At 65.4% G+C, this 25,860-nt stretch carries 21 protein-coding genes; 11 read left to right on the forward strand and 10 right to left on the reverse strand.

What is annotated here, in order from left to right:
- The 4 genes from metW to OU999_14855 form a co-directional block, all read right to left on the reverse strand.
- Positions 1-591 carry a methionine biosynthesis protein MetW gene (gene metW / locus OU999_14840; GenBank protein WAC23003.1) on the reverse strand — a complete coding sequence of 197 codons (591 nt, stop codon included), beginning with the start codon at positions 589-591 and terminating at the stop codon, positions 1-3.
- The gene (locus OU999_14845; GenBank protein ID WAC23004.1) at positions 588-1,745 is read right to left on the reverse strand and encodes a homoserine O-acetyltransferase; all 1,158 of its coding nucleotides are present in this window, start codon (positions 1,743-1,745) and stop codon (positions 588-590) included. Before OU999_14845 ends, metW begins: the two co-directional genes overlap by 4 nt.
- 175 nt (positions 1,746-1,920) lie before the next feature.
- Positions 1,921-2,775, reverse strand: coding sequence for an oxygen-dependent coproporphyrinogen oxidase (hemF, locus tag OU999_14850; protein ID WAC23005.1), 855 nt, complete (start codon positions 2,773-2,775; stop codon positions 1,921-1,923).
- A 27-nt stretch (positions 2,776-2,802) separates the two neighbouring features.
- On the reverse strand, positions 2,803-3,264 hold the full coding sequence (locus OU999_14855) for a tRNA (cytidine(34)-2'-O)-methyltransferase (protein ID WAC23006.1): 462 nt from the start codon (positions 3,262-3,264) through the stop codon (positions 2,803-2,805).
- A 253-nt stretch (positions 3,265-3,517) separates the two neighbouring features.
- Here OU999_14855 and petA point away from each other — a divergent pair, with 253 nt between their 5' ends.
- The 4 genes from petA to OU999_14875 all read left to right on the forward strand — a co-directional run bounded on the left by petA (position 3,518) and on the right by OU999_14875 (position 7,083).
- Positions 3,518-4,090 carry a ubiquinol-cytochrome c reductase iron-sulfur subunit gene (petA, locus tag OU999_14860; protein WAC23007.1) on the forward strand — a complete coding sequence of 191 codons (573 nt, stop codon included), beginning with the start codon at positions 3,518-3,520 and terminating at the stop codon, positions 4,088-4,090.
- A 12-nt stretch (positions 4,091-4,102) separates the two neighbouring features.
- Positions 4,103-5,398 (forward strand): cytochrome b/b6, encoded by a 1,296-nt coding sequence (locus OU999_14865; GenBank protein ID WAC23008.1) that lies wholly within the window; start codon positions 4,103-4,105, stop codon positions 5,396-5,398.
- 30 nt (positions 5,399-5,428) lie between these two features.
- Positions 5,429-6,271, forward strand: a complete 843-nt coding sequence (locus OU999_14870; protein WAC23009.1) for a cytochrome c1 — start codon at positions 5,429-5,431, stop codon at positions 6,269-6,271.
- Positions 6,272-6,588: 317 nt separating this feature from the next.
- A complete protein-coding gene (locus tag OU999_14875) occupies positions 6,589-7,083 on the forward strand; it encodes a hypothetical protein (protein WAC23010.1) in 495 nt (164 codons plus the stop codon).
- An 83-nt stretch (positions 7,084-7,166) separates the two neighbouring features.
- Here the strand turns inward: OU999_14875 and OU999_14880 are convergent, their stop codons facing one another.
- The 5 genes from OU999_14880 to hemC form a co-directional block, all read right to left on the reverse strand.
- A complete protein-coding gene (locus tag OU999_14880; protein WAC23011.1) occupies positions 7,167-9,302 on the reverse strand; it encodes a PBP1A family penicillin-binding protein in 2,136 nt (711 codons plus the stop codon).
- A gap of 128 nt (positions 9,303-9,430) precedes the next feature.
- Entirely contained in the window at positions 9,431-10,018 is a 588-nt protein-coding gene (locus OU999_14885) for an NTP transferase domain-containing protein (protein WAC23012.1), read from the reverse strand.
- A 14-nt stretch (positions 10,019-10,032) separates the two neighbouring features.
- On the reverse strand, positions 10,033-10,929 hold the full coding sequence (locus OU999_14890; GenBank protein WAC23013.1) for a hypothetical protein: 897 nt from the start codon (positions 10,927-10,929) through the stop codon (positions 10,033-10,035).
- The gene (locus OU999_14895; protein ID WAC23014.1) at positions 10,926-11,651 is read right to left on the reverse strand and encodes a uroporphyrinogen-III synthase; all 726 of its coding nucleotides are present in this window, start codon (positions 11,649-11,651) and stop codon (positions 10,926-10,928) included. The genes OU999_14890 and OU999_14895 overlap by 4 nt, the downstream gene beginning before the upstream one ends.
- Positions 11,651-12,631: a hydroxymethylbilane synthase gene (hemC, locus tag OU999_14900; GenBank protein ID WAC23015.1), complete on the reverse strand. Its 981-nt coding sequence runs from the start codon at positions 12,629-12,631 to the stop codon at positions 11,651-11,653. The genes OU999_14895 and hemC overlap by 1 nt, the downstream gene beginning before the upstream one ends.
- A gap of 40 nt (positions 12,632-12,671) precedes the next feature.
- On the opposite strand from hemC, the gene tsaD reads away from it, so the two are divergent.
- Both tsaD and OU999_14910 read left to right on the forward strand, forming a co-directional pair.
- Positions 12,672-13,718 carry a tRNA (adenosine(37)-N6)-threonylcarbamoyltransferase complex transferase subunit TsaD gene (gene tsaD / locus OU999_14905; GenBank protein WAC23016.1) on the forward strand — a complete coding sequence of 349 codons (1,047 nt, stop codon included), beginning with the start codon at positions 12,672-12,674 and terminating at the stop codon, positions 13,716-13,718.
- The gene (locus tag OU999_14910; protein WAC23017.1) at positions 13,715-14,710 is read left to right on the forward strand and encodes an NAD(P)-dependent glycerol-3-phosphate dehydrogenase; all 996 of its coding nucleotides are present in this window, start codon (positions 13,715-13,717) and stop codon (positions 14,708-14,710) included. The genes tsaD and OU999_14910 overlap by 4 nt, the downstream gene beginning before the upstream one ends.
- Before the next feature lie 20 nt (positions 14,711-14,730).
- Here OU999_14910 and OU999_14915 read toward each other — a convergent pair whose 3' ends face one another.
- Entirely contained in the window at positions 14,731-16,674 is a 1,944-nt protein-coding gene (locus OU999_14915) for an MBL fold metallo-hydrolase (GenBank protein ID WAC23018.1), read from the reverse strand.
- Positions 16,675-16,971: 297 nt separating this feature from the next.
- On the opposite strand from OU999_14915, the gene OU999_14920 reads away from it, so the two are divergent.
- From OU999_14920 to gltB, 5 genes are all read left to right on the forward strand, one after another.
- Positions 16,972-17,973 carry a hypothetical protein gene (locus tag OU999_14920; protein WAC23019.1) on the forward strand — a complete coding sequence of 334 codons (1,002 nt, stop codon included), beginning with the start codon at positions 16,972-16,974 and terminating at the stop codon, positions 17,971-17,973.
- Positions 17,974-18,026: 53 nt separating this feature from the next.
- Entirely contained in the window at positions 18,027-18,830 is an 804-nt protein-coding gene (locus tag OU999_14925; GenBank protein WAC23020.1) for an undecaprenyl-diphosphate phosphatase, read from the forward strand.
- A 266-nt stretch (positions 18,831-19,096) separates the two neighbouring features.
- Positions 19,097-20,530, forward strand: a complete 1,434-nt coding sequence (locus OU999_14930) for an NAD(P)-dependent oxidoreductase (GenBank protein ID WAC25440.1) — start codon at positions 19,097-19,099, stop codon at positions 20,528-20,530.
- 3 nt (positions 20,531-20,533) lie between these two features.
- Entirely contained in the window at positions 20,534-21,253 is a 720-nt protein-coding gene (locus tag OU999_14935) for a DUF2059 domain-containing protein (protein WAC23021.1), read from the forward strand.
- Between the two features lie 47 nt (positions 21,254-21,300).
- Positions 21,301-25,824, forward strand: a complete 4,524-nt coding sequence (gltB, locus tag OU999_14940; protein WAC23022.1) for a glutamate synthase large subunit — start codon at positions 21,301-21,303, stop codon at positions 25,822-25,824.
- The last annotated feature ends 36 nt before the right edge of the window (positions 25,825-25,860 follow it).

Below are 25,860 nucleotides of genomic sequence, written 5' to 3' on the forward strand. Positions count from 1 at the left end.
TCAGCGCCTCAGCAGGAATACCGCATGTTCAGCCAGCAGGTTGGCCATGCCGCGCGAGGTCGGCTTGCCCCCTGAAAGGAACCATTCGCCATCGCAGGTCCAGCCGCGCGCCGCGATCAGGTCGCGGAAATCCTCGATGCTGACATGGTGGATATTGGGCGTGTCGTACCAGCTTTCGGGCAGCAGCCGGGTGACCGGCATCTTGCCGTGCGTCGCGAGCGACAGGCGGATGCGCCAGTGCGCGAAATTGGGGAAGCTGACAAAGGCCTGCCGCCCGATGCGCAAAAGTTCTTCGAGCACCTTGTGCGGCGCGCGCGTGGTCTGCAGGGTCTGGCTAAGGATCGCATAATCGACGCTGTCCGATGGATAATCGGCCAGGTCCATATCGGCATCGCCCTGGATGACCGAAAGCCCGCGCGTCACCGCTGCGCTGACATTGGCGGGGTCCAGCTCCAGCCCGCGCGCGCGGACCTGGCTGTTGTCGCGCAGCGCCGCCATCAGCGCGCCATCGCCGCAGCCGACATCGAGCACGCGCGCGCCGGGCTTCACATTCTCGGCAATGATCTGCAGGTCGGGACGCAGCGCGGTCACGCGTTCGCTCCGGCGCGCAGAAAGCCGTCGACGATGCGGTTCATCTCGGGGCAGTCGAGCAGGAACGCGTCATGGCCGAAGGGCGAGGACAGCTCGACAAAGCTGACTTCGGCGCCGGCGGCGTTGAGCGCGTGGACGATGCGGCGTGATTCCGCCGTCGGGTACAGCCAGTCGGTATCGAAGCTGATCAGGCAGAAGCGCGTCTTCGTGCCCATGAAGGCATTGGCCAGCACGCCGCCATAAGCTTCGGCGAGGTCGAAATAGTCCATCGCGCGGGTGATGTACAAATAGCTGTTGGCATCGAACCGGTCGACAAAGCTGATGCCCTGATGGCGCAGATAGCTCTGGATCTGGAAATCGGCATCGAAGCCAAAGCTGCTGCCGCTGCAATCCTGCCCCGTCTTGTCCTGCAGGCGGCGGCCGAATTTCTCGGTCAGCCCCGCTTCGGACAGATAGGTGATGTGCGCGGCCATGCGTGCCACCGCGAGGCCCGATGCGGGGACGTCGCCATCAGCATAATAGGCGCCCTTGCGCCAGCGCGGATCGGCCATGATCGCCTGACGGCCCACCTCGTGAAACGCGATATTCTGCGCCGAATGCCGCGCAGTCGAGGCGATGACCAGAGCGGCGCGCACCCGGTCAGGGTACAGCACCGGCCAGCTGATCGCCTGCATGCCGCCCATCGATCCGCCGATCACGGCGGACAGTACGGGGATGCCAAGATAGTCGAGCAGCAGCGCCTGCGCGCGCACCATGTCGGCGATCGAGAGCACCGGAAAATCCATTCCCCAGGGCTCGCCGGTGGCCGGATTCACCGTCGCGGGGCCGGACGATCCCATGCAGCTGCCGATGACATTGGCGCAGATGATGAAATCGCGCGCCGGATCGACCGGCTTGCCTTCTCCCACCAGCCGCTGCCACCAGCCGGGCTTGCCGGTGATCGGATGGGCCGAGGCGACATATTGGTCGCCGGTCAGCGCATGGCAGATCAGCACCGCGTTGCTCTTGTCGGCGTTCAGGCTGCCATAGGTTTCATAGGCGATCTGCACCGGCGCCAACGCCGCGCCGCAGTCGAGCGGCAAGGGCCCAAGCAGCGTGACGCGCCGGTCAAGGCCGAAACGTTCGTCGGAAAGGGGGGCAGATGCGCTCGCCATGGGCGGCGGGATTGGCGGCAAGCCGTGCGGCTGTCAATGGGCCAGAGCAATCCACCCCTGCCCGGCGATCTGAACGACGTGCCAGACCCGCATGCGCCGACATCGGTTGCCTTTTGGCAGAACCGTGAGCTGTTCGGAGCAAACGAGGGGGGCGATGGGGCGCGTGCCCCTTGCCTTACTCCCAGACGGCTTCGGGCGGCAGGCTCATCAGGATCGCGTCGATATTGCCGCCGGTCTTGAGGCCGAACAGCGTCCCGCGATCGTGGATCAGGTTGAATTCGGCATAGCGGCCGCGCCAGACGAGCTGCTGGTGCTTTTCTGCCGGCGAGAATTCCTGCGCCATGCGGCGGCGGACCAAAGCGGGGAAGATGTCCAGGAACGCGCGGCCGACATCCTGGGTAAAGGCGAAATTCGCATTGAACGCGGCCTCGTCCGGGCATTCCAGATGATCGTAGAAAATGCCGCCGACACCGCGATGAACGCCGCGATGCGGGATGTAGAAATAATCGTCGGCCCAGGCCTTGAACCTGGCATGATAGTCCGGATTGTGCGCATCGCACGCCGCCTGCATCCGGGCGTGAAAATCATCCGTATCTTGCGCGTAAGGCAGCGGCGGGTTGAGATCTGCTCCACCGCCGAACCATGCCTTGGTGGTCATGAGAAAACGGGTGTTCATATGCACCGCAGGCACGTGCGGATTCGACATATGGGCGACCAGGCTTATTCCGGTCGCAAAGAAGCGCGGGTCATCGCCCGCGCCATGGATCGATTTGGCGAATTCCTCGCTGAATCGGCCCTCGACGGTCGATACGTTGACGCCCGCCTTTTCGAAGACCTTGCCCTTGATCAGGCCGCGCACGCCGCCGCCGCCGGGCGATCCGTCCGCCTCGGTCCGGTCCCACGGGCTGTAGTCAAAGCTCGCATCGCTGCCGGCTTCCCGCTCGATCGCGGTGAATTCGGCGCAGATCGCATCGCGCAGGCTTTCAAACCAGGCGCGGGCCGCCAGCTTCTGTTCAGTCCAATCGGTCATCGCGCTCCCCTTGCCGGTGATGGACGTTCATGCCTCACCCAGTTTCCGTGTCTGCCGCAGCGCTTCGCCAAGCGCAATCCCGGTGGCGACCGATATGTTCAGCGATCGGACACCTGCGGTCATCGGAATGGTCGTCTGCAGGTCGCAGGCATCGCGGACATGGTCCGGAACGCCGGCGCTTTCCGACCCCATCAACAAAATGTCGTTGTCCTGAAAGGCGGTGCGATAGACACTGTCGCTCGCCTTGCTGCTCATCAGCACCAGCCGCGCGCCGTGTTCGCGGACGAACGCCTGAAAGCTCGGCCAATCGGCATGACGGCGCATTTCGGCGAGCGGGCCATAGTCCATCGCCGCGCGTTTCAGCCGCTTGTCGTCGAACACGAAGCCGCACGGCTCGATGATTTCCACCGGCACGGCCATGCACGCGGCAAGCCGCAGGATTGCTCCGACATTCCCGGCAATTTCAGGTTGGTAAAGGGCGATGCGCATCGCCCCTTCATAGCGCGGACGGCGCGGCTGTCACCTGCTCTGCTCGGTCCGGCGCAGGCACGGCACGGCATATCGGCGCAAAATCGGCGGAATGATGCCGCAGCGCGCCAATTTCCCTGTTGGCAAGATGACGATTTTGCGTCTATCAGGCCCGCAATCATGCGGACGGGCCAGGGGCAAAGCCGTGCCATGCCGCTTCCTATATCGATAAAAAACGTATCCTTTTCAATAACTTGAGGGTCAGGTTAGCGACATGGCAGAACAAGTCACGATGAATCAGGATGGCAGTGCCGCCGTCGAATCCGACGGTGTACGCCGCCGCGACTTCATCAACATCGCCGCCGTCAGCTTTGCTGGCGTGGGTGGTGCATCGGTGCTCATCCCGCTCATCACGCAGATGGCACCCAGCAAGGATGTGCTGGCTCAGGCTTCGACCGAGGTCGATGTTGCGGCCGTGCAACCGGGCCAGGCGATCAAGACCGTGTGGCGAAAACAGCCCATGTTCATCCGCAACCTGACGCCGGAAGAGATTGCCGCTGCGGACAAGGTGCCTGTGGACAGCCTGCGCGATCCGCAGTCGCTGGCCGACCGCACCCTGCCCGGCAAGACCAACTGGCTGGTGACGCTGGGCGTCTGCACGCATCTGGGTTGCGTGCCGCTGGGCGCTGCTGCGGGTGAAGTGAAGGGCGAGTTTGGCGGCTATTTCTGCCCGTGCCACGGCTCGCATTACGATACGGCCGCGCGCATCCGCAAGGGTCCCGCGCCCAAGAACCTTGAAGTGCCGGAATATGAATTCCTGTCAGACACTGTCATCAAGATCGGTTGAGGAGCATAAGATATGAGCTTTTCCTGGGCCAAGCACTACGAACCCAAGTCCGATCTGACCAAATGGCTGGATGAGCGCCTGCCGCTTCCCCGTCTGGTCTATGGTGCGATCGGCGCCGGCTATCCCGTGCCGCGCAACCTGAACTATTTCTGGAACTTCGGCGTGCTCGCCGGTTTCGCGCTGGTCATCCAGATCGTCACCGGCATCATCATGGCGATGCACTATGCGCCCAACGCGCTGGTCGCCTTCGATTCCACCGAACACATCATGCGCGACGTGAACTGGGGCTGGATGCTGCGCTATGCGCATGCCAACGGTGCCAGCTTCTTCTTCATCGTCGTCTATATCCACATCTTCCGCGGCCTTTATTTCAGCTCCTACAAGGCCCCGCGCGAAATGATCTGGCTGCTTGGCCTGGTCATCTTCCTGCTGATGATGGCGACCGCCTTCATGGGCTATGTGCTGCCCTGGGGTCAGATGAGCTTCTGGGGTGCCAAGGTGATCACCGGCCTGTTCGGCGCCATTCCGCTGGTCGGCGAGCCGATCCAGACCTGGCTGCTGGGTGGCTTTGCGCCGGATAACGCCGCGCTGAACCGCTTCTTCTCGCTGCACTATCTGCTGCCGTTCGTGATTGCCGGTGTTGTCATCCTGCACATCTGGGCGCTGCACATTCCGGGTTCGTCGAACCCGACCGGCGTGGAAGTGAAGTCGGAATCGGACACCGTGCCGTTCCACCCCTATTACACCGCCAAGGACGGCTTCGGCCTGGGCGTGTTCCTGATCCTCTATTGCGCCATGCTGTTCTTCGCGCCGAACTTCCTGGGCCACCCGGACAACTACATCCCGGCCAACCCGCTTTCGACGCCGGCGCATATCGTGCCCGAATGGTATTTCTGGCCGTTCTACGCGATCCTTCGCGCCTTCACCTTCGACTTCTTCATCGTGCCTGCCAAGCTGCTCGGCGTGCTGGCGATGTTCGCATCGATCCTGCTGCTGTTCTTCCTGCCCTGGCTCGATCGTTCTCCTGTCCGTTCGGGCAACTATCGTCCGCTGTTCCGCACCTTCTTCATCATCCTGGTGATCGATGTCCTGGTGCTGGGCTATCTGGGCGGTGCGCCGGCTGAAGAACCCTATGTGATGCTCAGCCAGCTGGCTTCGGCTTATTATTTCGCTCACTTCCTGATCATCCTGCCGATCATCTCGAAGATCGAAAAGCCCAAGCCGCTGCCCTTCTCGATCACCGAGGCGGTGCTCGGCAAGGACAGCCATGGTGCGGCAGGCGGCCCCGTGCTGCAGCCTGCCGAATAAGCCCAGACGCTAAAAGGAAAGTCATTCGACATGATTCGCATTGGTGCATTTTTGGTCGGGCTGTTCTTCAGCGGCTGGCTGCTTGTCTCCTTCGGTGTCGGTGCGGCCGCCTATATCAGCGAGCCGCCCCAGCCGACGGCAGAGCATGAATTCCACCTGCATCCCAAGAAGCTGTCGCTGAGCAGCGACGGCCCGATGGGCAAGTTCGACCGCCAGCAGCTGCAGCGCGGTTTCCAGGTGTACAAGGAAGTGTGCTCGGCCTGTCACTCCATGCGCCTTGTCGCGTTCCGCAACCTGTCGGAACTCGGCTATAGCGAGGACGAAGTGAAGGCGATTGCCGCCAACTGGAACGCCAAGGCTCCGTCGATCGATCCTGCCACGGGTGAAGCCAGCACGCGCAACCCGATCCCGCAGGATTTCATCCCGTCGCCGTTCCCGAACGAAACCGCTGCCCGCGCTGCCAACAATAACGCGCTGCCGCCTGATCTTTCGCTGATCACCAAGGCGCGTCACGGCGGTGCCGCCTATATCTACTCGCTGCTGACCGGCTATCAGGAGCCACCGGCGGAACTCGCCAAGAAGTTCCCCGACGCGATGCCGGGACCGGGCCTCAACTATAACCCCTATTTCGCGAACCTGAACATCGCGATGGCCAACCCGCTGGGCAGCGACGACATCGTCACCTATTCGGATGGCACCAAGGCCACCCGCGAACAGATGGCCAAGGACGTTGCCGCGTTCCTGGTGTGGACCGCAGAGCCCACGCTGGAAAAGCGCCACCAGACCGGCTGGGCCGTGCTGATCTTCCTGATCATCGCGACGGGCCTGGGCTATATGGCCTATCGCAACGTCTGGGCGGGCGTGAAGCACTGAGCTTCAAACGCTTCGCAGCACTGACAACCGATCCGGCCCGGAAGTGCGAACTTACGGGCCGGATTGCGTTTGGGGGACGCGAGCCGCGCGCGATTACCCCTCTCGCCCACGAGAGAGAGGGTTGCGCAGCCTTATGAGCGAAGCGAATTAGGCGAAGCTGGGAGAGGGGGTGATGCACCCACGCTGGCCGTAGCGCGGGGCCTTCGACAGGCTCAGGCTGAGCGGAGCTGGGGCCGCTTTGGAGCTTATCTGGAAAAAACTGCCATTCTACTTGCGACCCCTTTGTGGTCATTGCAGCCTGCGTTAAGATCATTGCCATGAGACGCATTCACGCAGGCATCCTTGTCCTCGTAAGTGGCTTACTTGGGTGCCAGTCGGCCACGCCTAGCGCGGAAACAACGCAGCAGGTTGTGGAGGAATCGCAAGCACAGAGCGTTTTTGGTGCAAAACCCAACTGGCTGAGGTTCACCGATAAGCCAGAGCTCTTCGATCGGGTGCGCGACCAAGCCTATAGCTATTGTCTATCAGGCGGACGGATCGATATGGAATGTGCCTCAAAGCAGGACGAAGCAGTTGAGGCGTCTGTGCTTGCGATACAGGTTGCTTCCGCTCAGGCGGAGATGACGAACAAGGACGCCCTAGGCACCAAAGAGAGATGGGTCGCCATGAACCCGGATATTGCGCTGCGTGTGGAGAAGGAATGCTGGTCACTCTACGAGGAGCATGGGGCAGCAGACGCCCGAATCCTGGCGGTATGTCTTGGCAATCTGACAGACTATTCGCCGCTCATTCAGCTGCCCGTCGCGGATTGAAGCGGCCATTCAAAAAACCACCCAGTGCCTGCCATTGCCGATAGTCATGCCCGCGCTCGAAACCAAACACACACCGCCCCAGCCTACTGCCCCTCATCCTCATCGCGCAGTCTCGACGCTACGCGCTCGTCCTGTGCGCCCGGCGGCGGTCTGCGCACCGGGGGCCTGGGTTCGGCCTGGCGGGCCTGTGGGCGTTGCGGAGCAGAATCGCGGCCCAGCGCGCGGTCGATGAAATTCTCGTCCAACCGTTCGGGCTGTTGCGGGTCGCCGGGAATGCCGCCGGGCTGCGATGCGCCGGGGCCTTCGCCAGGCTCCACCGCATTGCCGTTTTCGTCGATGAAGATCACATCGTCGGGCGAACCGAAATAGGCCTCGTCATCAGGCTCCAGCTGCCATTCGGGCAGGGTGAGTTCGGTGTCGAACGGCTCGACCTTGCGCTTGGCAACCGCGACTTTCATGAACGCGGCAAAGGCGCGAGCCGGCGCGGTGCCGCCCTGCAGGCCGCCCACCGGGCGCGCATCGTCGCGGCCCATCCACACGCCAGTGGTAATGCCGCTCGAAAAGCCCAGGAACCAGCCGTCCTTGTTGCTGTTGGTGGTGCCGGTCTTGCCCGCGACGGGCCGTCCGATCTGCGCCGCGCGGCCCGTCCCGACATTGACCGCGGTCTGCAACAGGTCGGTCATCCCGGCGGTGACATAGGGCGGCACGAGCACCTGGCTCAGATCCGCCTCATGCTGGTACAGGACGTCGCCCTTGCTCGTCGTCACCTTGGTGATGCCATAAGGCGCAATCGCGACGCCGCCCGAGCTGACCCCGGCAAAGGCGCGCACCATGTCGATCACGCGCACTTCCGACGATCCCAGCACCATCGAGGGCAGGGTGGTGATCGGCGTGGTGATGCCGAAGCGGCGCGCCATGTTGGCGATGGTGCTGGTGCCGACATCCTCGCCGATGCGCGCGGCGACGGTGTTCTTCGAATAGGCAAAGGCGGTGCGCAGCGAGATGTCGCCGGCATAGCTGCCGCCGCTGTTGCGCGGGGTCCAGCCGCCGATGGTGATCGGCGCGTCGGTGACGATGTCCTCGGGCTTATAGCCTGCCTCCAGCGCCGCCATATAGACGAACAGCTTCCACGCCGATCCCGGCTGGCGCAGCGCGCTCGTCGCGCGGTTATAGTTGGAGGTGACATAGTCGGTGCCACCGACCATCGCGCGCACCGCTCCGTCGCGGTCCAGCGCGACCAGCGCACCCTGCGCGCCGCCGGGCACATAGGCCTGGATGGCGTTGGTGCCAGCGCGCTGCATATTCAGGTCGAGCGTCGTCCACACCACGATCGGTTCGTCATTGCCCTCGATCAACGTATCGAGCTGCGGCAGCGCCCAGTCGGTGAAATAGCGCACCGAATTCTGGCCCTTTTCCGGTGCGAACTTCACGCCTTCCAGATCGGCGTCTGCGGCCTGGGCCGGCGAGATCGTGCCGACATCCTGCATCACCTGCAGCACCACGCCCGCGCGGCCGATCGCCGCCTCGCTGTCGGCCGTGGGCGAATAGCGCGACGGGGCCTTGACCAGCCCGGCGATGATCGCCGCCTCGGCCAGCGACAGGGTGGTCGCATCATGGTTGAAGAACTTGCGCGAGGCGGAATCGACGCCGTACGCGCCGCCGCCGAAATAGACCTTGTTGAGGTACAGCTCGAGGATCTGGTCCTTGCTGAACTTCTGCTCCAGCGCCAGCGCCAGAATGCCTTCGCGGATCTTGCGGGTATAGGACCGGCTGTTGCTGAGGAAGATGTTGCGCGCGAGCTGCTGCGTGATCGTCGAGGTTGCGCGCAGCCGCCCGCCGCCGGTGGCGCTGGTATAGATCGCGCGGCCGATCCCGATCGCATCGACACCCGGGTGATAGGCAAAGCGCCGGTCCTCGACCGAGACCATCGCGTCCTTCATCACCTGCGGAATGTTGTCAATGTCCAGCCACTCGCCGAAGCTGGGGCCGAGCTGCATGATCTCGGTGCCGTCCGCCGCCTTGACCAGGATCATCTGGCCGTTGGGCGAGGACTTGAGGTCGTTGAAGCTGGGCAGCGAGCCCATCACGGTCGCGACCGCCACGACAAGTGCGATCAGGCCGAACACCGCCGATGCCGCGCCGATCTTCACCAGCCGCCAGAACCACAGCCGGGCGCCGCCACCGGAACCGGTCTTGCCGCCCTTGTCTTTCACCGCCATGCCGTGTTGGCCCCTGTCATCCCTGCGCTCCGGCATTGCAACCACCGGCACAAAAGCGCCGCCTATGCATCTGACGGCTTTCGCTATGCTGAATAGTGCGTCCACCACCCCGCGCCAAGCCGTTTCCCTCAAGCGCGGGCTGCATGCTGCCGCGCCTCTGTCAGGTCCTCGGGGGTGTTCACGTTCATTAGCGCCAGCGCATCGTCAAACGCGACCGAGCGCGCGCCCAGCATCGTGCCCAGCCGTTGCAGCGACCAGCGCTCGCTGCAACGTTCCGGCGGCAATGCGGCGAGCACCGCGCGCGCGCTCCACAGCGCGAAAACCGGCTGCACGGCACCCTTCGCCTCGGCCATGGCCACCGGGCCGTGCGCGGCAAGGCGCGCCACCAGATCGGCGGGGACGAAAGGCGCATCGACCGGGCAGGTGATGAAGGCATCGCCGCCGCGCGCGGACAGCTCAGCCGCCAGCGCGCGGACCGCGCCGACCGGGCCTGGCGGACCCATGGCGCCATCGGTCACGTGATGCAGCCCGGTGTCATAGTCATGCGGGGCAGAGAGCCAGATGGTCTCGGCCTGTGCGTCGAGCCGCGCCAGCACGCGGTCGATCATCCTTTGCCCGGCAATCTCCGCCAGCGCCTTGTCCAGCCCCTGCATCCGCCGCGACCGGCCGCCTGCCAGCAACACGACGACAGGTGCCTTCGGCGGGCCAGCGGTCATGGTACGCAGCGTTGTCAGTTCGCAGGCACAGGCGGGGCGAGCGGTGAGGGCTGCTCGATCGGCTGGCCGGTCGCATCGCGCAAGCCGCGCGGCTCAAGGATCGCCGCGCTTTCGATGATGTCGAGCGCCCGGCGCGCCTCGGCATAGCTGCGCGCCCGGGTGATCCAGCTGGCGGCCTTGGCGCGGCCAGGCAGCTGTTCGATCTCGGTCAGCGCCGCTTCGACGCGTCCGGCCTCCAGATAGCGCCTGGCGCGCTGCACCCGCTGGGTCGGCGTCTGCGATACGGTGCCTTCCTGCTCGATCACGAAAAGCTCGCTCGCCTCGCGATGAAGCGCATCCCAGAAGCCCTCGTTGGAGCCACGGCCCGACACCAGCGACGGGCCGATCTCGTCAAGCTGCGCGCGCAGCTGGTCCATGGTCACCGGGTTCCTGGACGCCCGAATGATGGTGGCGACCGCATTGGGCTGCGCCGCGCCGAAGCGAAGCTGCAACTGGCCCTCCAGATAGCCCAGGGCCGAGGCGCGATCGAGCGCGCGGCGCGCGGCAAAGGCGATCAGCAGCCCCTCGGCGCGTCCGGCATTGCCCGATGCGGCCTGAGCCTGCACGTTGATCAGGGACAGCCGGTTCTCCAGCTCTGCGACCCGGTCATCGAGCGCGCGGCCCGGCACCGGACCGGTGAGCATGCCGGTCGCCATCGATGGCGGGACCGCAGCTGGCGAAGGGTTGGCCGGATCGGCGGTGATGACATTGCGGTCAATCGCCGCCTGGGCCGGGGCAGGTTCGTCGAACCAGCCCGACCGGGTGATGATCCAGCCAGACAGGATTGCGCCGCCGACAAAAGCCAGCGCCAGCAGGATCAGCAGGGTGCGCCCGCTCGGCCCCTGCCCCTGGCGAGAGGTATCCACGTTCATTCTGTCTCCGGCTTTCTGGCCTCTGGGCGTGCCGGTGCATGCTGGCACAGCGTGGCGACGACGTCCAGCAAGGCGCGGTCGTCGGCCGATGCCGCGACGCGCACTGCGGCCCAGCCCTGGCCTGCTGCATCGACCAGAGCGGGCGCGAACAGCGCAAGGCTGATCGTGCTGCGGTCGATCCCGGCGCTGTCGACCAGCGCGCCGAAATGCTGGGCCGCGCGCGCCGAATGCAGCAGCACGATGGCGGGGTCTTGCAGCGCATCGCGCAACGGATCGGGGAGCGGCAGAGCGCGCGAGCGGTAGACGATGCGCGTATCGATGGCGAGCCGGGTCGCCGGCAGATCGACATGATCCTCGCCCGCCAGCCGCAGCACGTGCAGATGGCCATCCTCGACCAGCATCGGCAGCATCGCCGCCAGCCCGCCGGTGCCCTGGCCGCGCACCCGAAAGCCCAGATCGCCCGCCATGCGCGCGGTCTTGCCGCCTACCGCATAGACCGGCAGGCCCTTGAGGTCTGCCAGCGCCGGGCCCCCGTGCCGGAACACATTGGCACTGCCGACCAGCAGCGCGTCATAGGCTTCCGGATCGGCGGGGGTCCAGGCGACCTGCTCGATCGCGAACAACGGCGTGACCAGCGGCTCATGGCCTGAGGCGCGCAGCCCCTGGGCCGTCGCGGTCGCGCCGGGCTGCGGCCGCAGCACGATGATGCGCGGAGCCGCCATCAACCCGCCTTGAACAGCCGCGTGATCGTTTCGGGCGCACGCCCCAGCAGCTCGGCTGCCAGCCGGGCCGGGCCATCGGCATCGGTGGTCGCGAAACGCGCCTCGCCTGCGACATGATCGGCGCCGTCCTCGGAATAGAGCATCGCGCGCAGATGCACGCCGTCGCCGTCCATCCGCGCGAGCGCCGCCACCGCCGAATGGCAGTCCCCGCCCAGCGCGAACAGCAGCGCGCGTTCGGCGCGCACGCAGATCGATGTCGGTGCATCGTCGATGCCGCCAATCAGCGCGCGCATCGCGGCATCGTCGGCGCGCACCTCTATGCCCACCGCACCTTGCGAGGGGGCGGGCAGCCAGGTGTCGCTGTCCAGCCGGGCCGAAACCATGCCGTCGAGCGTCTCGCCCAGCCGGTCGAGCCCGGCAGCCGCGAGCAGCGTGGCATCCGCCTCGCCCGCCTGCAGCTTGCCGATGCGCGTGGCGACATTGCCGCGGAACAAGACCGTGCTGATGTCCGGACGGATCGAGCGGATCTGCGCGGCGCGGCGCGGCGAGCTGGTGCCGAAGCGCGCACCTTGGGGCAGTGCCTCGATGCTGACAGCGCCCAGCAGCACGTCGCGCACATCGGCGCGTGGCAGCATCGCCGCGATGTAAAAGGCTTCGGGCCGGACCGTCTCGACATCCTTCATCGAATGCACCGACAGGTCGATCGCACCGCCGCCCAGCGACCAGTCAAGCTCGCGCGTCCACAGGGCCTTGCCGCCGACATCGGCGAGCGGGCGGTCGGTGATCCGGTCGCCGCTGGCCACCACGGGCGACAGTTCGACCTGATCTTGGTCCAGCCCCCAGCGTTCGCACAGCGCCGCTGCGGTCATCCGCGCCTGCGCCATGGCCAGCGGCGAGGCACGCGTGCCCAGCCGGATCGGCCTTTGTTCCAGAATTTCCGCTATCCCCTCGGGCAGGCCCGTCGTCATCTTATCCGCCATAGTCTTGTGCTAGCGGCCAATGCCGATAAGGGGAAGCCTTATGGCAATCATCCTGGGCATCGAATCAAGCTGCGATGAAAGCGCAGCGGCGCTGATCGGGTCGGACCGGACCGTGCTGGCGCACCGGCTGGCGGGGCAGGAGGACGCGCACCGCCCCTATGGCGGCGTGGTGCCCGAAATCGCGGCGCGCGCGCATGTGCAGACGCTGAGCCCGCTGATCGACGCGGCCCTGAAGGATGCCGGGATGACGCTCGATCAGGTCGATGCCATTGCCGCAACGGCAGGGCCGGGGCTGATCGGCGGGGTAATGGTCGGGCTGGTCACCGCCAAGGCATTGGCGATGGCGGCGGGCAAGCCGCTGATCGCGGTCAACCATCTGGAAGGCCATGCGCTTTCGCCGCGCCTTGCGGATGCTTCGCTCGAATTCCCCTATCTGCTGCTGCTGGTCTCGGGCGGGCATTGCCAGATCCTGCGGGTCGATGGCGTCGGGCAATATCGCCGCCTTGCCACCACCATCGACGATGCAGCGGGCGAGGCGTTCGACAAGACCGCCAAGATCCTGGGCCTGGGCTATCCCGGCGGGCCGCGCGTCGAGGCGCTGGCCAGGCAGGGCGATCCCCGGGCCGTGCCGCTGCCAAGGCCGCTGCTGGGCAGCACGGAACCGCATTTCTCGTTCGCCGGGCTCAAAAGCGCGGTGCTGCGCGCGGTGCAGAGCGGCGCCTATCTGCCCGAGGATATCGCGGCGAGCTTTCAGGCGGCGGTGGTGGATTGCCTGATCGACCGGCTGGAAAAGGCTCTGGCGGCAACCGACGACACGATGGGCAGAGCCAGGACCCTGGTCGTCGCAGGCGGTGTCGCGGCGAATGGCGCGATCCGCGCCGCGCTCGAGGCGCTCGCGGCCCGGCACGCGATGGGCTTTGTCGCCCCGCCGCTCTGGCTGTGCACCGACAATGCCGCGATGATCGGCTGGGCGGGCGCGGAACGGTTTGCGCTCGGCCTTACCGATCCGCTCGATATCGCCGCGCGTCCGCGCTGGCCGCTCGATCCTGCCGCCGAGGCCGCGCGTGGTGCGGGGGTAAAGGCATGAGCGGCGAAATCGCAAAGCCACGGCTGGGCGTCATCGGCGGCGGCGCCTGGGGCACCGCATTGGCGCAGATGCTGGCGAGCGATGGGCGCGAGGTCCTGCTCTGGGCATTCGAGCCGCACGTGGTCGAAGAGATCAACAGCGGTCATCGCAACAGCGCCTATCTGGCCGGGATCGATCTCAACCCCGCTATCCGCGCCACTGGCCAGCTTGCAGAGCTCGCCGATTGCCCGCTGCTGCTGGTCGTGACGCCAGCGCAGCATATGCGCCGGGTGCTGGTGCAGCTGCCACAGGGTGCAGGCGATCTGGTGCTGTGCTGCAAGGGAATCGAGGAAGCGACCGGCGACCTGATGGACGATGCCGCACGCGCCGCAGCACCCGGCAGGCCGCTCGCCGTGCTGTCGGGCCCGACCTTCGCGCATGAAGTGGCGCGCGGCCAGCCGACCGCCGTGACGCTCGCCTGCGAGACCCGGGCGCAATGGGACAGGATCGCGCCGATGGTGTGGCGACCCGCCTTCCGCCCCTATTTCAGCACCGACATTACCGGCGCGGAAATCGGCGGCGCGGTGAAGAACGTGCTCGCCATCGCCTGCGGGGTGGTCGAGGGGCTGGGCCTGGGGCAGAATGCGCGAGCGGCGCTGATCGCGCGCGGTTTTGCCGAAATGACACGCTTCGGCCTCGCCTGCGGGGCGCAGGCCGAGACGCTGTCCGGTCTGTCGGGGCTGGGCGATCTGGTGCTGACCTGTTCGTCGGTCAGCTCGCGCAACTTCTCGCTCGGCAAGGCGCTGGGCGAAGGGCGCGCGGCAGCCGATGTGCTTGCCGATTGCGCGACCGTCGCTGAAGGCGCGTTCACCGCGCCGGTGCTGCAGCGCGTGTCCAGGGCGCGTGGCGTGGCGATGCCGATCGTCGATACGGTCTGCGCGCTGCTGGCGGGCGAAGTCGCGGCGGGCGATGCCGTCGCAGCGCTGCTCGCCCGCCCGCTGACGACGGAATGAGCCTCATGGTCCGGTGAGCCTCAGGGCGTCACCACCGCGAAGGCCGGGTCGAACGGCGGATGCAGCATCAGCCAGCGCAGGAACAGGCCCGAATCGCCGTCGATCTTCATCGCGCCCGATCGCATCAGCGTCGGGAAATCGGTCTCGCCGATGACGATCGCGTCGAAATCCTTGCGGTTGAGCGTCACGGTGGCGTTGGCATCGGTGAGCGTCGCGCCATAGCGGGGAATCTCGACATCGCCATTGATCATGATGCCCAGCGTTTCCCTGGTATCGGGCAGAATGAAGTTGATGCGCGCGCGCATATTGCCCGCGCGCTCGGCGGCAAAGCGCGTCGCCAGCGCGTCGAAGAATTCCGCCGTGGGGATGGCGCTGATGAAGCTGCGGCTCTGCGTGCTGGCGCCCTTGCGCGGCAATTCGGTCCCGCGCAGCGTCGCGGCGCCGGCAAGGTAATAGTTCCGCCAGATGCCCGATTCGGCGGCAAAGCCCAAGGCCTCGTAGCTGTCGGCCAGCGCCGCCTTGGCTGCGGCATTGTTCGGCTCGGCAAAGACCAGATGGTTCAATAATTCGGCGGCCCAGCGATGGTTGCCCGCGCCTTGCGCCTTTTTGCCTGCTTCGAGCAGCTTGTCCGCGCCGCCTGCCAGCTCGACATAGCCCTTGCCTGCGGTGACCGGGGGCAGCGGGTTGAAATTGGCGGGAACGCCGTCCCACCAGCCATAATAGCGCTGATAGGTCGCCTTCATATTGTGGTTGATCGTGCCGTAATAGCCGCGCGCGCCATAGGCCTGTTGCTGCGCGGCGGGCTCTGCAATGCTGTCTGCGACCTCGTGCAGCGTCATCCCGGCATTGGCGCGGCCCAAAGTGCGGTCATGGACATAGCGATAGGCATCGCGCTGGTTTTCCAGATAGCTGGCGACGCGCGCCTGGCCCCAGGTCGGCCAGTTGTGCGAGGCGATCTGCACCTGCGCTTCGCCGCCCCATTTGACCAGAGCCTTGTCGATGATCTTCGACCAGCGCAGCGCATCGCGCACCTGCGCGCCGCGCAGCGTCAGGATATTGTGCAGCGTCTTCACCGCGACCTCGGTGGTGTGCAGCACCTTGAAATCGGGCAGATAGAACAGGAATTCGGCCGGCGCCTCGGTGCCCGCCGCATCGATAAAGTCGAAGCGCACCCCGTCGATGACCTTCAGCCCGCCTTCGGGGCCGATCAGCATGCTGGGCGCAAGATAGCCGGTGGTGCCGATCGAAAGCCCGGTGCCCAGGCCGTTGTCGACGCGGCCCTCGGCCCCCGGCGCGAGCGCGGTGCCGAACATGTAAGCCGAGCGGCGGGTCATCGCGTTGCCCGCGAGCACATTCTCGCTCACCGCCTCTTCGGCAAAGCCGTGCGGCGCGACGATCGGCACCTTGCGCTTCTTGACCTCGTCGGCGGAGATGATGCCGCCCACCCCGCCGAAATGATCGGCATGGCTGTGGCTGAACAGCACCGCAGAAATCGGGCGCTTGCCGATCTTGCTTTCCGCCAGCTGCATCGCGGCGGCGGCGGCCTCTTCGGTCAGCAGCGGATCGACGACGATCCAGCCGGTCTTGCCCGAGATGATCGTCATCACCGCAATGTCATAGCCGCGCAACTGCCAGACCTTGCCGGGGACGATCTCGAACAGGCCGTGGATATGGTTGAGCCGTGCCTGCCGCCACAAGGACGGATGCACCGTGGCGGGCGCGGTCGGATTGTCGAGAAAGTCGAAGGCGGATGCATCCCACACCGTCTTGCCATCGGCGGTCTTGATGACGCCGCCGGGAATTTCGGCGATCTTGCCGCGTGTCGCGTCGCTGGTATCGCTGCCATCGTCAGCCGGCAGCCGCGCCAGCACCGCCGCGCGCTCGGCATCGGTCAGCTGCGCCTGCGCGCTTGCGCCGCTCACCAGCGCCAGCGCCATCGCGCCGGTTTTCAACACCCGTTTCATGTGCACCCTCCTGCATCATCGCGCTTGCCGCGCTTCATTTATTGGCAGTCATGCTGCCATATTATGACGAGCCTGTCAGCATCGATCGCACTGTTGGTCAAATCCCCCCCAATTGGGGTGTGGACAGGGTGAAGCCGGGCTTAAGCCTGTTGGCAACGAGGCATCAGCTTTTCATCGCACGCTACCGAACACACAGCAAACCGCGACCCTGCTGGCCGGTGACACGCGATGGAAAGGCGATCCCGGCAGGTTCAGCGCCTGCCGGGATCGTCGCTTGGGACCAGGGGACAAATGAGCATGAGTTTCGACCGCCGCAGCTTTCTCATCGCCTCGGCCAGCGCCGCCGCGCTCGCTGCGCTGCCTGTGCCCGCGCTCGCCGCGAAAAAGGCAAAGTTGCCGGTCGCGCTGAAAAATCCCGCTGCGCTCTCCGGCATGCGCCAGGCGGTGATCGGCTCCTTCGCGGTCGGCTTCCTGACCGAGCGGGTAGACCGCGCCAAGGCAGGCGGCGGGCTGATGGGCGGCGGATTTGGCGGCAAGTCGACCGCGCGCAGCTATCTGGCGGGCCTTACCGATACCGATTTCAAGGATGCGACCGAGGCCGCCTATGCCGCCTTTGTCGAACGGCTGACGGCCATGGGCATCACGCTGGGCGACCGGCAGGGGCTGGTCGATGCCTACGGCACCAAGGTCAAGCCGCTGCCCAATGGGGAAGAGCGCAGCCTGATTACCGGGCGCGACGACAAGGCCAAGGCGCGGCTGTTCAGCCCGGCGGCGCTCGGCGATCCGGTGGTGCTGATGGAATGGCTGGGCATGCTCCACGGCGGCAGCTTCGATTTCAGCTTCAACATGAGCGTGGGACAGGCCAGCATGGCCGCCAAGACCTATGCCAAATCCTCGAGCCAGCCGGTGATCAACGCGCTGCTGCTGGTCGATTTTGCCGATGCCGACAGCTATGGCGGGTTTTTCACCACCAGTTCCGCAGTCAAGGTCAAGTCCAGCCTCGCGGCGTTCCCCGAGGTGAGCCAGCTCACGGTGTTCGCGCCTGGCGGCAAGACCGGGCAGGTGATCCTGAAGGAACCGGTGGCGATGGGCGGCGACTATGGCACGATCGAGGATACCACGGGCGGCACCGCCAAGACGGTCGAGACGATCAGCAACGTGATCGGCTTTCTGGGCGGAGTGGGCACCAACAAGTCGCGCAAATACACGATGACCGCCGATCCGCAGCGCTGGCGCGATGGCGTGGCCGGGCTTTCGCAAGAGGCATTTGCCCGGCTGACAGCGAACCTTTCTGCCTGATACCGGCCCGTTAGGCGGTTGACTTGGGGGCAGGCCACCGCTCTTAAGGCGGCATGATCGAACTCTATCTTATCCCCATATTGCTGGGAATCGTCGAGGGCCTGACCGAGTTTCTCCCGGTCTCCTCCACCGGACACCTGATCCTCGCGACCGAATTGCTGGGCTTCGATGCCCAGGCCTGGGCGGTGTTCAACATCGCGATCCAGCCCGGCGCGATCCTGGCGATCGTGGTGCTCTACTGGCGCACCTTCATGGATGTGCTGGCAGGTCTGGTGCGATGGGAGCCGTCTGCGGTGGCGTTCACCCGCAACCTGCTGATCGCCTTCTTCCCCGCGGTCATCCTGGGCCTGGCCTTTGGCGACCAGATCGACAAGCTGCTGGAAAATGCGGTGGTGGTCGCCTGGGCGCTGATCATCGGCGGGGTCGCGATCCTGGTGGTGGAAAAGCTGGCCAAGACGAGCGATGCCGGCGGGGTGGCCGGGGTGCCGTTCAAGACCGCGATCGGCATCGGCCTGGTCCAGTGCATCGCGATGATCCCGGGTGTCAGCCGATCGGGCGCGACGATCCTGGGCGCGATGGCGATGGGCGTCGACCGCAAGACGGCGGCGGAGTTCAGCTTCTTTCTGGCACTGCCGACGCTGACCGGCGCCACGGTGCTGCAGCTGTACAAGAACCGCGATGCGCTGACCGCCGATGATTTCGGCGCGATCGCCATCGGGTTCGTGGTGTCGTTCGTGGTCGCGCTGGTGGTGGTCAAGGCGTTCCTGAAGATCATCACGCGCTATGGTTTCGCGCCTTTTGCCTGGTACCGCATCGTCGCCGGCGCTGCTGCCCTGGTGTGGCTTGCCAATCGATAGGTCCGGATCGGGACTTTAACTCTGGAGAAATTGTCCCACCCTGCGACGAAATGAGCATTCGCACCGATCAAAAGGCAACAATGCTTACCTATTGACATAAAAGTGCGTGACTCAGCGTGCCCAATGCCTTAAAGCTGCGTCAGTTGCGGCGCGCGCAATTTTTCGCGCGCCCGGAGTTTAGCGCAGGACAGGGCAGGGGCATGGCTGACCAACAGCACGAACAGAATGTGGCCACGGCTGCGGCATTGGCGGCGGAAAAGCTGGCGATGCTGCAATTCGTCGATCGCGGGCAGGCCTATCCGCCCAAGCGCAGCGCCGAAGACCGCGCCGACGATTTCGAGGAAATTTCCGACCGGTTCGATGGCGCGGCGGCGCAGGCGCAATCGGCGCGCTGCTCGCAATGCGGCGTGCCTTATTGCTCGACCCACTGTCCGCTGCACAATCACATTCCGGACTGGCTGCGCCTGACCGCCGAAGGGCGGCTGCGCGAGGCGTACGAGATGTCGAACCTCACGTCGACCATGCCCGAGATCTGCGGCCGCATCTGCCCGCAGGACCGGCTGTGCGAAGGCAATTGCGTGATCGAATTCTCCGGCCATGGTGCGGTCACCATCGGATCGGTGGAAAAGTACATCACCGACACCGCCTGGGAACAGGGCTGGGTCGAGCCGGTGCAGGTCGGCAAGCCGCGCGGCCAGTCGGTGGGGATCATCGGCGCAGGGCCTGCGGGCCTGACGGCAGCCGAATATCTGCGCATGGGCGGCTATGACGTGCATGTCTATGACCGCCACGACCGTGCAGGCGGGCTGCTCACCTATGGCATTCCCGGCTTCAAGCTGGAAAAGGACGTGGTGATGCGCCGCATCGCCCGTCTGGAAGCGGCAGGCATCGTCTTCCATTGCGGGTTCGAGGTAGGTCGTGACGCCAGCATGGAGACCTTGCGCGACAAGCATGATGCCGTGCTGATCGCCACCGGCGTCTACAAGGCGCGCGACATCAAGGTGCCGGGCATCGGCGCCGATGGCGTGGTACCCGCGCTCGATTATCTGATCGCCTCCAACCGCAAGGGCTTTGGCGATGATGTCCCCGGTTTCGACAGCGGCGCACTGAACGCCGAGGGCAAGAATGTGGTCGTCATCGGCGGCGGCGATACCGCGATGGACTGCGTGCGCACTGCAGTCCGCCAGGGTGCATCCTCGGTCAAGTGCCTCTACCGCCGCGACCGGATCAACATGCCGGGATCGCAGCGCGAGGTGCTCAATGCCGAGGAAGAGGGCGTTGAGTTTGTCTGGCTGTCCGGCCCGGTCGCAGTCGAAGGCACGCCGCACGCCACCGCCGTGCGCGCCAGCCGCATGCGCCTGGGCGCGCCCGATGCATCGGGCCGCAGCGCACCCGAGCCCGATCCCGACAGCGATTTTTCGGTCCCCGCCGATCTGGTGATCAAGGCTTTGGGCTTCGATCCCGAGGATCTGCCCGGTGCGTTCGGCTGCGATGACCTGTCGGTCAACCGCTGGGGCACGCTGCGCGTCGACCACAAGACGATGATGACCAGCCTGGACGGCGTGTTTGCCGCTGGCGATATCGTGCGCGGCGCCTCGCTGGTCGTCTGGGCGATCCGCGACGGCCGCGATGTCGCCGATCACATGCACAAATATCTCAAGGCCAGGGCGCGCGCCGGGGCCGAGCAGGTGGCGGCCTGAGCGATGCGGATCGAACGTCCCTTGCGCCGCTGTCGCGGCATCGCATCGGCGCTGGCAGGCCTCGCCCTGCTGGCACTGACCCCTGGCATTGTTCATGCGCAGGCGCCCGCGCCCACCGATTCTGCCGAGGCGGCTGCCGCGATCGATCCCGCGCGGCTTGCAGCGGCACGTCCCGTGGTCGAGAAGCTGTGGCCGCTGGGCACCTATCGCCGGATGATGGACGGCGCCATCACCGGCATGATGCAGCAGATGATGGACAAGATGTTCGACATGCCGGCGAGCGATTTTGCCAAGATGGGCGGCGCATCGGAGGCGGCGGCAGCAGCGACCGACGGCAAGTCGCTGGGTGAGCTGGCGAGTTCGGCCGATCCGCATTTTCGTGAACGCACCCGCATCGCGACCGATGTCATGTTCAGGGAAATGATCCCGCTGGTCGAGAAGCTGGAGCCCGGAATCCGCGATTCGCTGACCAGGGTCTATGCGCGCAAATACTCCGCAGAGCAGCTGGCCGATCTCGACCGGTTCTTTTCGACCCCCACCGGCCAGGCCTTTGCCGGCGATTTCATGATGACCTTCGTCGATCCGGAACTGACCAGCCAGATGCAGGCCTTTGTGCCCGAGCTGGTCGCCGGCATGCCCGCGATTGTCGCCAAGATCGAAGCCGCAACGGCGCATCTGCCGCCCCCGCCCAAGACAAGCCGCAAGACCAGCGGACAGCCATGACCGGGCAGGCCGCCCACCCGGCCGCCCTTTCAGGAAAGAATGTGACGATGACCCATCTTCCCACCCCCGAGCATGAACGCCTCGCGCGCGAAGGCATGTATCGCCCCGAATATGAATCCGATGCCTGTGGTGTCGGCCTGGTCGCCGCGACCGACGGCAAGGCCTCGCGCCGTGTCGTCGAAAGCGCGATCGATGCGCTGAAGGCGGTGTGGCATCGCGGCGCGGTCGATGCCGATGGCATGACCGGCGACGGCGCGGGTCTGCATGTCGATCTGCCGGTGCGCTTCTTCGACGATGCGATTGCCGATTCGGGCCACAAGGTGCTGCCCAACAAGCTGGCCGTCGGCATGGTCTTCCTGCCGCGCACCGATCTGCAGGCGCAGGAAACCTGCCGTACGATCGTCGAGAGCGAAATCATCGAGGCGGGCTATACCATCTATGGCTGGCGTCAGGTGCCGGTGAACATCTCGGTGATCGGCGACAAGGCGCAGCGCACCCGGCCCGAGATCGAGCAGATCATGATCGCAGGGCCCATGCCCGACGAACAGAACATCGCCGAGTTCGAAAAGCAGCTCTATCTCGTCCGCCGCCGGATCGAGAACAAGGTGATCGCCGCGCAGATCAACGACTTCTACATCTGCTCGCTGTCGTGCCGCTCGATCATCTACAAGGGCCTGTTCCTCGCCGAGAGCCTGTCGGTCTTTTACCCCGACCTGACCGATCCGCGCTTCGAAAGCCGCATCGCTATCTTCCACCAGCGCTATTCGACCAACACCTTCCCGCAATGGTGGCTGGCACAACCGTTCCGCTGCCTGGCGCATAATGGCGAGATCAATACCATCCGGGGCAACAAGAACTGGATGAAGAGCCACGAGATCAAGATGGCGAGCCTCGCGTTCGGCGAGAACAGCGAGGACATCAAGCCGGTGATCCCGGCAGGCGCGTCCGATACCGCGGCGCTGGATGCCGTGTTCGAGGCGATCTGCCGCTCGGGCCGCGAGGCACCGACCGCCAAGATCATGCTGGTGCCCGAAGCCTGGCAGGGCGACCAGGTGCTGCCGCCCGAGCACAAGGCGATGTACGAGTATATGGCGAGCGTGATGGAGCCGTGGGACGGCCCTGCGGCGCTGGCGATGACCGATGGCCGCTGGGCGGTGGCGGGCGTGGATCGCAACGCGCTGCGTCCGCTTCGCTATAGCCTCACCAACGACAATCTGCTGGTCATCGGGTCCGAAACCGGAATGGTGGTGCTGCCCGAAAGCAGCATCGTCGAGAAGGGCCGGCTGGGTCCGGGCCAGATGATCGCGGTGGACCTGCACGAGGGCCGCTTCTACCACGACCGCGAGATCAAGGACCGCATCGCTGCCGAGCAGCCCTATCGCGAGCTGGTCAAGGGCTTCCGCTCGATCGACGACCTGCCGCGCGGCGGGCCTGACAGCATTGCCGAGATGAACCGGGCCGAGCTGACCCGGCGTCAGGTCGCAGCGGGCCTCACCATCGAGGATATGGAGACGATCCTCGCGCCGATGGCCGAAGACGGCAAGGAAGCCATCGGGTCGATGGGCGACGATACGCCGCTCGCGGTGGTCAGCGCCAAGCCGCGCCCCATCGCGCAGTTCTTCCGCCAGAATTTCAGCCAGGTCACCAATCCGCCGATCGACAGCTTGCGCGAACGGCATGTGATGAGCCTGAAGACGCGCTTTTCGAACCTGGCCAACATCCTGGAGCAGGACAGCCAGAACGAGCGCGTGCTGGTGCTGGAAAGCCCGGTGCTGACCAATTCCGACTGGGGCCGGTTGAAGGCCGATTTCGGCCGTCTGGTGGCAGAGATCGACTGCGTCTTCCCGGCTGAGGGCGGACCCGAGCAGCTGCGCGCGGCGATCAGCCGCATCCGCAACGAGGCCGAACAGGCGGTGCGCGAGGGCAGCACCGAGATCTTCCTGTCGGACGAAAAGGCGGACGAGGACCAGATCGGCGTGCCGATGATCCTCGCAGCCGCTGCCGTGCACACGCATCTCGTGCGCAAGGGCCTGCGCGCCTATGCCTCGATCAACGTGCGCTCGGCCGAATGCCTCGATACGCACCATTTCGCGGTGCTGATCGGCGCCGGTGCGACCACCGTGAACGCCTGGCTGGCAGAGCTGTCGATTGCCGATCGCCAGGCGCGCGGCCTGTGCGGCGATATCAGCCTCGACAAGTGCATCGCCAACTATCGCAAGGCGATCAACGAGGGGCTGCTCAAGATCATGTCCAAGATGGGCATCGCAGTGATCTCGAGCTATCGCGGCGGTTACAATTTCGAGGCGGTGGGGTTGAGCCGTGCGCTGGTGAACGATCTGTTCCCCGGCATGCCGTCCAAGATCTCGGGCGAAGGCTATGCCTCGTTGCACCTCAACGCCAAGCTGCGCCACGAATCGGCATGGGACAGCAATGTCGCGCGCCTGCCGATCGGCGGCTTCTACAAGCAGCGCGATGGCGGCGAGGCGCATGCCTATTCCGCCGGGTTGATGCACCTGTTGCAGACCGCCGTCGCCAAGGACAGCTATTCGCAATATCTCCAGTTCGCCGAAGGCGTACGCCAGCTGCCGCCGGTGTATCTGCGCGACCTGATGGAGTTCAACTACGCCGCCAAGGCGGTGCCGCTCGATGAGGTCGAGGCGATCACCGAGATCCGCAAGCGCTTCGTCACGCCGGGCATGTCGCTGGGCGCGCTCTCTCCGGAAGCGCATGAGACGCTGGCGATCGCGATGAACCGCATCGGCGCCAAGGCGGTGTCGGGCGAGGGCGGCGAGGCCTCCGAACGGTACCTGCCGCGCGACAATGGCGACAATGCCAATAGCGGCATCAAGCAGGTCGCATCGGGCCGGTTCGGCGTCACCGCCGAATATCTCGGCGCGTGCGAGGAAATCGAGATCAAGGTGGCACAGGGTGCCAAGCCCGGCGAGGGCGGCCAGCTTCCCGGCTTCAAGGTCACCGAATATATCGCCAAGCTGCGCCATTCGACGCCCGGGGTGACGCTGATCAGCCCGCCGCCGCATCACGACATCTATTCGATCGAGGATCTGGCGCAGCTGATCTATGACTTGAAGCAGATCAACCCGCATGCGCGCGTCTGCGTGAAGCTGGTCTCTGCCGCGGGCATCGGCACGATTGCCGCTGGCGTCGCCAAGGCGCATGCCGACGTGATTCTCGTCTCCGGCAATGTCGGCGGCACCGGCGCAAGCCCTCAGACCAGCATCAAATATGCCGGTACGCCCTGGGAAATGGGGCTGTCCGAAGCGAACCAGGTGCTCACGCTCAATGGCCTGAGGCACCGGGTGAAGCTGCGCACCGATGGCGGGCTCAAGACCGGGCGCGACATCGTTATCGCGGCGATCCTGGGCGCGGAAGAATATGGCATCGGCACGCTGTCGCTGGTCGCCATGGGCTGCATCATGGTGCGCCAGTGCCACAGCAACACCTGCCCGGTGGGCGTGTGCGTGCAGGACGAACGGCTGCGCGCCAAGTTCACCGGCACGCCGGAAAAGGTCATCAACCTGATGACCTTCATCGCCGAGGAAGTGCGCGAGATCCTGGCGCGGCTGGGCTTCCGCAGCCTCGACGAGATCATCGGCCGCACCGATCTGCTCCGCCAGGTCAGCCGCGGGGCAGAGCATCTCGACGATCTCGACCTGAACCCGATCCTGGCCAAGGTCGATGTTGCCGACGACCAGCGCAAGTTCAATCTGGACAGCTGGCGCAACCCGGTGCCCGACAGCCTCGACGCGCTGATCCTCAAGGATGCGCGCCCCGTGTTCGACCGGCGCGAGAAGATGCAGCTGACCTATAATGTGCGCAACACCCACCGTGCGGTGGGTACGCGGCTGTCGGCGGAAATCACGCGCATCTACGGCATGAAGGCGCTGGACGAAGGCCATGTCCGCATCCGGCTGCGCGGCTCGGCCGGCCAGTCACTGGGCGCGTTCATGTGCCAGGGGATCACGCTGGAAGTGTTCGGCGATGCCAATGACTATGTCGGCAAGGGTCTGTCCGGCGGCACCATCATCGTGCGCCCGACGGTCAGCTCGCCGCTGGTCAGCCATGCCAACACGATCATCGGCAACACCGTGCTCTATGGCGCGACGGCGGGCAAGCTGTTCGCGGCGGGCCAGGCGGGCGAACGCTTTGCGGTGCGCAATTCGGGCGCGGAGGTCGTGGTCGAAGGCTGCGGCGCCAATGGCTGCGAGTACATGACCGGCGGTGTTGCGGTGATCCTGGGCGAGACCGGCGGCAATTTCGGCGCGGGCATGACCGGCGGCATGGCGTTCGTGCTCGACCGGCATGACCGCTTCGCAGGGCAAGCCAACCCTGAATCGATCATCTGGCAGCGCATCGACAGCGCGCATTGGGAAGACCGCCTCAAGGGGCTTATCGCGGCGCATATCGAAGGCACCGACAGCCAGTGGGCACAGGAGATCCTGCGCAACTGGGACCGCTATCTGCCGCAATTCTGGCAGGTCTGCCCCAAGGAGATGCTGACCCGTCTCGCCCATCCGCTGAGCGACGCGGTGGCGATGGAAGCGGCCGAATAAGCAAAAGCCCCGCCCGCCCTGGGGAAGGGGCGGGCG

The organism is Blastomonas sp. SL216, from assembly GCA_026625625.1.
Lineage (GTDB): Bacteria > Pseudomonadota > Alphaproteobacteria > Sphingomonadales > Sphingomonadaceae > Blastomonas.